This is a genomic window from Herbaspirillum sp. B65 (assembly GCF_000333555.1).
In the GTDB taxonomy this organism is placed as follows: domain Bacteria; phylum Pseudomonadota; class Gammaproteobacteria; order Burkholderiales; family Burkholderiaceae_D; genus Herbaspirillum; species Herbaspirillum rubrisubalbicans.
Genome location: NZ_BADI01000963.1, coordinates 1 through 8,494 on the forward strand (window position 1 = coordinate 1; position 8,494 = coordinate 8,494).

The window sequence follows — 8,494 nt, forward strand, 5'->3', positions numbered from 1 at the left end:
GGTGGTGCGGTGCAATGCCGCCACACCGCCGCAGCTGCTGGGCAATCTGGTCGATGTGCACGCAGGACGTCAGATGGCCGTGGCCTCGCGCTACAACATCTCGCCGGCTATCGATGTCTACGTCAGCGTGCAGGGCACCGACCTGGCCAGCGTGGCCGCCTTAAGGGCTGACCGTCGCAGCTCCCCTTCTTTGGCATCCGCATAGCTACCAACCATCTTGGCCGCCTGCTGCCCAAACGCCTGCGTAATCTTCGCCTGCGCCTCAACATCCTCACGCAGTTGATTGCCGTCCCAGCTCTTCGCCAAACTATTGCTGCTGTCCTTACCCGTGCGTACCGATGCATCCAGCGACGCCACAGCCTGATCCGCACTCTGCCCCGTCCTGGCCTGCTGCGCCTGAGCATCCGTAATAGTCACTGCCGCACCAGAAACACCACTCCGCGTCACGCTGGTCTCGCTACCCGAGGCGTTTCCGATGCCAATACCTCCGCCTGGTTTGCCACCTGACGTACCGGCACTGGCACTTTGACTCTCCGCCGAGTACTGACTCCGATTCTGGATCTCACTGCTGGTAAGTGTTCCCGTGGTCAGGCTATTTCTGCCCTGCTCCACCGCCTGATCCGTGCTGGCGATCTGCGCCCCCTTCAGATCCGTATTGCCCTTCACGTTGATCTGGAAGCCACCATTGCCTGACGTGATCCCGGCTTGCTGCCCCACGCTCGCATAGTCCGCATCAACACGGCTGCGGCTGGCGCTGATGCTGGCGCCCGATCCATACCCTATCGTCGCACTGCCGCCAATGCTCTGGTCACGGCTCTTGAAGGTACTGGTGTCCTGCACGCTGGCAATGTTCAGATCACGCCCAACGTTGGCCTGCACCTGTTCACCCGATACCGTAGCGCCAATCAGATTCGTATCACGGCCCGAATCGATCTTTGACTGACCACCGCACGCACCTGCGTCATCACATTGGACACATCCTTGCCATCACTCTTGCCTCGACTACCTGCTGCATTGGCTGTGATGCCGAGTTTGCTCTCTGAACCAACCTGCGCCGTGATGCCCACGCCCCATGAAGACGATGAGCGCGTGCTGTGTTGTTCGTCACTGTTCTGCGCCGCGATGAGGTTGATGTCGTTGTCCGCCTTCAGCGCCAGATTGCCCTTGGCATTGATGTCGCTGCCAGCAATGGTGATGTTGCTGTTGGCGCCGTCACCAGTCGCGCGGATGTTCATGTTGCCGCCAGAGGCCACTGTGGAGCCGCGTTGTGTCACCGTGTTCTGTTCGCTGCGGCTGCCATTCTGGCTGCTGCCTATCGTGGCGCTGATGCCGATGTTGCTGCCACCTTCGGCCGAGCCGGCCTTTTGCATCTCTCCGGCGGCGCTGTAGAGTGACATCCCGGCGGTGGCTGCCGCCAGGGCTTTCACACGACCATTCTTGGTCTTGCCCGACGATTCGACCATCTGGTCCACTGTTTGCATCGCCGAGATCACCGGGCTTGTCACAGCCACTGTCAGGCCGCTTTGCTTGTACTTGTCTTCAGTGGTGGTTTTACTGGCCTGCTCCGCCGCCCGAATCTCCACCGACTTGGCCGCAATATCGATATCGCCCTTGGGCGCCATCACATCACTGCCCACCTGCGTATACCGATTCCCCGCCACGATGCTGACATTGCCATCGGTACTACCAATGGTGGAAGCCGACGCCGTCTGTCCCTGGCTCTTGCCATCATGACTCTGCTCACGCGTGCCTATGGTCACGCCGAAGCCTGCGCCCATCACTCCGCTGGTGGTCTCCTTGCGGAAATTGTTTTTAGTGCTGCTATCCACGGCAGCCACAATATTGACATCGTTACCCGCAGCCATGCCCACGCCTTGCGTCGCGACGACATTGCTACCAATAACGTTGATGTCCTTGCCCGCGCGCACCACCACCGTATTGCCAGACAGGGTCGTCCCTTGATTGATGCGCTCGCTGCTGCTGTCATCAGTGGTCACCGTCCGCGAAGACAGCACCCCACCCGCATCGGTCTTCTTGTGCTGATCACGCGCACTGGCCGTGCTGACATCGGTGCCGATATTGATGTTGTTGGCTGCGTTAGCCGCCAACGAGCCTTCGGCGTTGACGTAGGCTGCCTGGGCATTGATGTCGCGACCTGCGGTCATGCTGATGTCCTTGCCCTGCACCGTGCTGCCGATGGCGTTGTCGCGGTTGACTTCGGCGCGGTTGTCGTTGTCCCAGGCGAGTTTTTCCTGGCTGGTTTCGTGGACGGTGGAGAGGTTCACGTCGCGCTGGGCGACCAGCGTGATGTTGTCTGCCGAGGCGCCGCTGGCCTTGAGGTTGATGTCACGACCGGCCACGGCAGTGAGCGAACCATTGGCCTCAGAGACTGACATCGAGGCATTCTGGTTGATGTTGGTGCCGCTGGTGACGGCGTTAGCCGTTGCTACCGTGGTGGAAGCGCTGTTGATGTCGCGGCCTGCTGTGGCCACCAGGCTGTTGCGCGCATCGATGGTGCCGCCGATGTTGTTGATGTCCTGAGTAGCAGAAACAAGTACAGCATCACCGCTGATACGCCCACCCAGGTTCTGGAGATTGGCACCCGCCAGCGACACCCCCTTGCGCGCAGCAATAGTGCCGCCGCTGTTGACGATATCCTGTGCCGCCTGGAAGGCCACGTCATTGCCCGCGATCAGCGTGCCCTGGCCAGTCACCTCGACGTTGGAGGCGTGTACGTACACCTGTGGCACCAGCACTTCCTGCGTGCTGCCATCGGCCAGCGTCACCGTCTGCTTGACCAGCCAGACGATGTCGGTCTTCAGTGCCGCCACCTGCGCATCGGTAAGGGCCACGCCCAGGGTGTAGCGTTGGGCTTGCGCCACTTGCAGGCCTGCGTTCATGAGCGCCTGGTATTGCGCTTCGTTGCTGCTGTAGCCGGCCAGATAGCGCTGGCCGGTGATCTGCTGGATCTGGCGCTGCACCAGTTGCTGTTCATAGAAACCATCGCCCAACTGACGCACGCCGATGGCGGCATTGGGTTGGTTGAGTTGGCCCAGTTGCCTCAGCATGAAGTCCGACGACAACCAGTTGCGCGTGCCCACGAATTGCGGGTCGGTCTGCACCAGGTAGCGCTGCGCAGGGCCGGCATTGATGCGGTAGAGCGCATTGTTGGGCAGCGTCAGGTCGAGCTTGGCGATGCGGATGCTGGCCGCGCCTGCGCTCGCACCCGCCGCTCCCGAGACCGCCGCTGGCACTGCCCGCACCGAGTTGGCGCGGTTGGGGCCGGCGCCACTGGTGGGGCTGACGTCGAGCTGGAAGTTGGTGACGATGTCCTGCGACTGGTAAGGCACACCATCATAACGACGGTCGTCCGCGCTGAAGCGGTGGCTCTTGATGTAGGTGTACACGGCCGAGCCGGTCGAGACCACGCGCTGTCGGCCCAGCGGGCCAGTGTTGTTGATGGCGGTGCCGTTGACGCTGTCACCGGCCAGCGTGCCGCCGGCGATGACCTGGCTGGCGTAGTTGTTGAGCGCACCAGCGGCCAGGTTCATGTTGCCGCCGGAGGTGATCATGCCGGGGTCGCTCTTGGTGACTACCGTGCGGGTGATCTGTTCGGTGCCGTCGTAGATGGTCCATTGGCCGACCTGGCGGCCTCTCAGATTGGCGCTGAAATCTGCGATGGCCTGATTGAGGGCTTGATAGTGCGGAAGCTGTTCATCTCGCACGGCTTGCCATGCGTCGTGGGCGGTTTTCCAGGCAGCCATATCCCGCTCGTAAGTAGGACTGACGCAGGCTGCGCCATCTCCGCATTGATCAAACATTCCAGGCATTCTGGGTTCCTGCGGAACCACAGCGGTTGGCCGTGCCACACCAAATACGTCCCAGATCTTTGCATCCGGGGCGTACATGAATTGCTCGGGCACGCCGGGGAAGCTCTGACCATCGCCGTTGGAACTCTCCGGTACCGCCGGGATATAGGCACTGGAAAGATAGCCCCCCTGAGCATAGGTAAACGGCGGCCCATATCGCTCAAAGGGATACTGCGCCGAGGGCAACAGCAAGCGGAAATTATCCTCATCGCCCATCGCACGCCAATTCTCCGGCGCGACGACCGCACCATTGCCGGGATTGAAGAGACGGGCGTTCGCGCCATCGATCAGTTGCGACGATCCATTGACCCGATAGCTGATGATGCGCTTGCCCGGTCCCGTCTGGTCCGTGGTCTCCAGATGCGCGTTGCTATTGTTGATGCTCCCGGCGGCAATACTCAGGTTGCCATCGGCATTGATGGTGGCGCTGCTGTTGTTGACTTCCCGCGCCGAGCCGACAGCCTTCTTGTTGGCATCCAGCGCGCCGCCGATGACCATGTCGCCCACCGAGTAGATCAACCCATGTTCGCTGTTGTTGATGACGCCGGCGCCTATATCAAGTCGGTTGCGTGCGGCGATCACCGGGGCGCTGGTGACGCCGTCGACGGTTTCCGCCTGGTTGTTCAACACGTCCGCGCCAATGGCGATGTTGTCGCCATAGATGCGGCCCGTGCCGAGGTTGTTGATGGTGCTGCTTTCGATGACCGTGTTCACGCCATCGATCAGGCCCCGGTTGATGAAGGTGTGGACATCGGTAGCCTTGAGCCTCAGGGTATTGCCCACCAGCGCGCCACTGGCCTGGTTGTCGATGGTGGCGGCCGTCAGCGTCAAGGTGCCGCCGGCGCCGACCGAGCCGGCATTGGTGAAGGTGCCGGCGGTGCGTAAATCCAGCTCGCCTGTGGCTCCGATCTGCCCGGTATGAAGGATTGAGGCGACCAGGTCCATGCGCAGGTCTTTCTGGCTCAATACCCGACCAGTGCCTGTGAAGGAATATGCCAGCAAGGTGGTCTGCCGTCCGGCGATGACGGTGCCGTTGCTGTTGTCGATGGCCAGGGTGCGCGTGCTCGGGTTGGCGTCCGTCAACACGGCGCTGTTGGTGGCGGAGATCAGGCCGCTGCCGTTGTCGATGCGGCCGCTGGCAGTCAGCGTGATGGCGTCGCCGCGCACGGCGCCCTGGCGGTTGCTGATGTCGGTGGCGGCCACGTTGACGGTGGCGCCTTCTATGCCCTGGTCCTGGCCTTGGGTGTTGTCGTTGCGCACGCTGCCGGCTTGCACGTTGACCGTGCTATCCGAGCGCAGCAAGCCGCCGCTGTTGTCGACAAGGCCGCTGCCGGCCTGGATGTCCACGCCCTGCTTGGCCTGCAACTGGCCGCCGCTGTTGGTGACGCTGTTGCCTTGCACGGTCAGCTTGCCGGTGGCGCCGATTGAGCCAGCGCGGTTGTCCAGGGTGGCGGTGTTGAGGTTGATGTCGCTGTTTGAGGAGACCAGGCCGGCATTGACCAGCGTGGCGGCGGCGATGTCCACCGTGCCCTGGGCCTGGATGCCGCGTGTGCTGCCGGAGTGGCTGTTGCGCACGGTCTTGCCGCTGGCGTCGATTTTTAAGGTGGTGCCGGCTTGCAGCAGGCCGCCATCGTTGTTCAGGTCGCCGCTGCCGACGGTGAGTTGGCCTTGGGCAGCCAGCGTGCCGTTGCTATTGTCCAGGGCGCCGCTGGCGATCTGCAGGTCGCGCTGGGCACTGACCTGGCCGCCGCGATTGCTGAAGGTTTGTGATTGGCTGTCGAGGCGAATGTCGGTGGCGTTGAGCGTGCCGGCACTGTTGTCGATGCCCGCGCCGGTGAGCGTGAGCGACTGCGCCGCGCTGACCTGGCCCTGGTTGGCGAGCTGGCCGCGGGTGTTGATGGTGAGTGCATCTTGGCTGGAAGCCAGCGTGCCGCGGTTGTCCAGGGTGGCGGACTGCAGTTCGACGCCGCCATTGGCGCCCAGCGTGCCACTGTTGCTGATGGCTTGCGCGGCCTGCACGCGCAGGGCATCCACCGCATTGATGTTGCCGCTGTTGGTGAGGCCATCGGCCTGCACGGCAACCGACTGTGCCGCTTCGATGCGGCCACTGTTGGTGGTGCTGCCGCTGCTGTTGATGCGCACGCGGCCCTGGCGGGCGCTCAGGGTGCCGCTGTTGTCCAGGGTACTGGCGTTGAGCGTGGCGTCGGTGGTCGCTTGCAGCGTGCCGCTGTTGCTGATGCCTGCGGAGGCTTGCATCGTCAGGGACGCGCTGCTGCCGAGGCTGTTGCGGTTGTCGATGCTCGTGGCGCTCACCTGCACCGGACCTTCGCCGCCGATGCTGCCGGTGTTGCGTACGCTCTGGCTGGCTTGCACCGTCAGCGCTGCGCTGCTGGCGATGCTGCCGGCATTGTCCAGGGTGGTGGTGGTGAGATTGGCCGCGCTCTGGCTGCCCAGCTTGCCGCTGTTGCGCAAGGCTGCTGCCTCGACCGTCAATCCGCCGTGGGCGCCCAAGGTGCCGCTGTTGTTGATGTCTTGCGCCGCCTTGATGCGCAAGGCATCGCCGGCATTGACGCCACCGCTGTTGTCGAGCTGGCCGGCCTGCAGGGTGATGCCCTGGCTGGCTTCGAGGCGGCCGCTGTTGCTCATGCCAGCGGAAGCCTGCATCGCCAGTGCGGCGCGACTGCCGATGTTGTTGCGGTTGTCGATGGTGGTCGCACTCAACTGGACCGGGCCTTCGCCCGCGATGCTGCCGGTGTTGAGCACGCTGTCGCTGGCCTGCACCGTCAGTGCTCCACTGCTGGCCATGCTGCCGCTGTTTTCCAGGCGACCATCGGCGGTGACTACGGCCTGTCCGACCGCAGCGCCGATGGTGCCGGCGTTACGCACGCCCACGCCATGTTCGGTGGAAGTCAGGTAGATGTGGCCGGCATACATGCCGCCCAGTTGCGCCACGTCGATGGCCACCGCCGGGGCGGCGTCGCTCGGGGCCACGCCGGGCTGTACGCTGGCATGGTCGGCGCTGACCGTGTTCAAGCCGGCGCTGACCTTCAGTTCGGGCGCCCATACGCCGGCGTTGACCTGCACCGCGCGCGCGATGATCTCGGCGTAGTCGGTGCGGCTGGCATCCAGCCCATTGCCTTCGATGTTCACCGCGCCACTGGCCACGCGATAGCTGTCCAGGTTGCCGTTGTTGATCTGCGGCACACCCGTGGTGAGCGTGGCGCGGTTGGCGTTGAGGAAGCCGCAGCCAGCGCAGGTGATGCTGGGAGATGATCAGGCCGATCGGCGTGCTGATCACCCAGAAGAAGATCGCTCGCATCGACAGGTTCTGGTAGAACTCGCAGATGTAGGCCACCACCACCAATACCGCCGCCACCGCCAGCCAGTCCAGCACCGGTGCGAAAGAAGAAGGACCACGGGGATTACGACGCAGGCGGCGCTCGTGGAATTCGGTAAAGAAATACGAAGACAGGAAGAACGCCATGATGGCGAGCACCCAATAATCGCCGTTGAAGACATGATGGCTCAGACGCACCAGCACCCACAGGTAAGCCACGATCAACGCCGGCTCAACGAAGCGCTTGAATACCATCGTAATGGTATTGGGCTTGACGTTACCTACCGGCAAGCCATCATGCAGGTCGCTCATTTTTGGGGCCTCAGAATTCATAGCGCGAAGTCAGGGAGATGCCGTTGGACAGATAGCTGAAACTGTTGATGTTGGATTTCAGGTTTTCACGATAGACCGCCAGCATCAGGGACAACGAGGTCGTAGGCGAATAGGTCAAGCTCAGGGTCGCCTTCTCATAATTGTCACGACGCGTGGAGGGCGTCACGCCGGTCACGATGGAAGCACCGTTGTAGTTGCGGTGCTCGTAATCGACCAGACCATCGAAACGCAACTTCGCAGTGGGCAGATAGCTCGCCACCAGGCTGGCACCGGTAGTCAACGCAAAGTTCGCATCGATATCATTCACGCCGCCGATTTCACGCCACAGGTTGGCCGTGAACCCGGTCTTGGCGGTAGCCGCCCAGTCGCCAATCAGGCGTGCATTCAAGCCACGATAGCCGGAACCAGGCGCAGCAGCATCACGTTCGCGCTGGGTGACGCCACCCAGGAACTGCAGCTTGGTCTTGTCGCTGTAGAGCCAAACGATCTTTGCCTTGTAATCTTCCTGGACAAACGAGTTGTTGACAGTCCCGGTCCCAATGACGGAGTCAAAAGGATAGCGACCAGTGGTCCTACGCACCTGCAGGCCGGCGGTACTTCCGCTGCGCGGGGTGTAATCGACGCCGAATTCGGCAATGTTCTGGGTAAAGTTGTTGGATTGCTGGCTCAGCAGATCGTAGGCCAGACCAAATTTCGACGCCTGCACATGCACCGCCCAATCCGGGTGCAGTTGCCACGCTACATTGAGGTATTTGGTATCCATGGTTCGGATATTTGCCTGCAACACTCGAAAATTCTGGAATGGCGTGAGCGAACGCGAGTACACATAACCGAGGTTGCCGGAAACATGCTCTCCCAGTACCCAACCCCAGTCAGCCTTCAGATCTCGCCCGTCGTTGTCGAACTGACTGAAATGATCAAAGGTATTCTTGGTGGCACTCGCATCCAGCAAGAT

At 62.2% G+C, this 8,494-nt stretch carries 3 protein-coding genes and 1 pseudogene; 2 read left to right on the plus strand and 2 right to left on the minus strand.

Annotation, left to right across the window (positions count from 1 at the left end):
* The coding region (locus I5W_RS32950; protein ID WP_148289177.1) for a hypothetical protein at positions 1-205 on the plus strand (205 nt) is incomplete at its 5' end.
* Here the strand turns inward: I5W_RS32950 and I5W_RS33665 are convergent.
* A pseudogene (locus I5W_RS33665) lies at positions 118-7,073 on the minus strand (hemagglutinin repeat-containing protein). The gene I5W_RS32950 and the pseudogene I5W_RS33665 sit on opposite strands and share 88 nt — an antisense overlap.
* Here I5W_RS33665 and I5W_RS32635 point away from each other — a divergent pair.
* The gene (locus I5W_RS32635) at positions 7,051-7,578 is read left to right on the plus strand and encodes a hypothetical protein (RefSeq protein ID WP_199901790.1); all 528 of its coding nucleotides are present in this window, start codon (positions 7,051-7,053) and stop codon (positions 7,576-7,578) included. The pseudogene I5W_RS33665 and the gene I5W_RS32635 sit on opposite strands and share 23 nt — an antisense overlap.
* Here the strand turns inward: I5W_RS32635 and epsL are convergent.
* The coding region (gene epsL, locus I5W_RS22670; RefSeq protein ID WP_044530946.1) for an XrtB/PEP-CTERM-associated polysaccharide biosynthesis outer membrane protein EpsL at positions 7,529-8,494 on the minus strand (966 nt) is incomplete at its 5' end. The genes I5W_RS32635 and epsL overlap by 50 nt on opposite strands.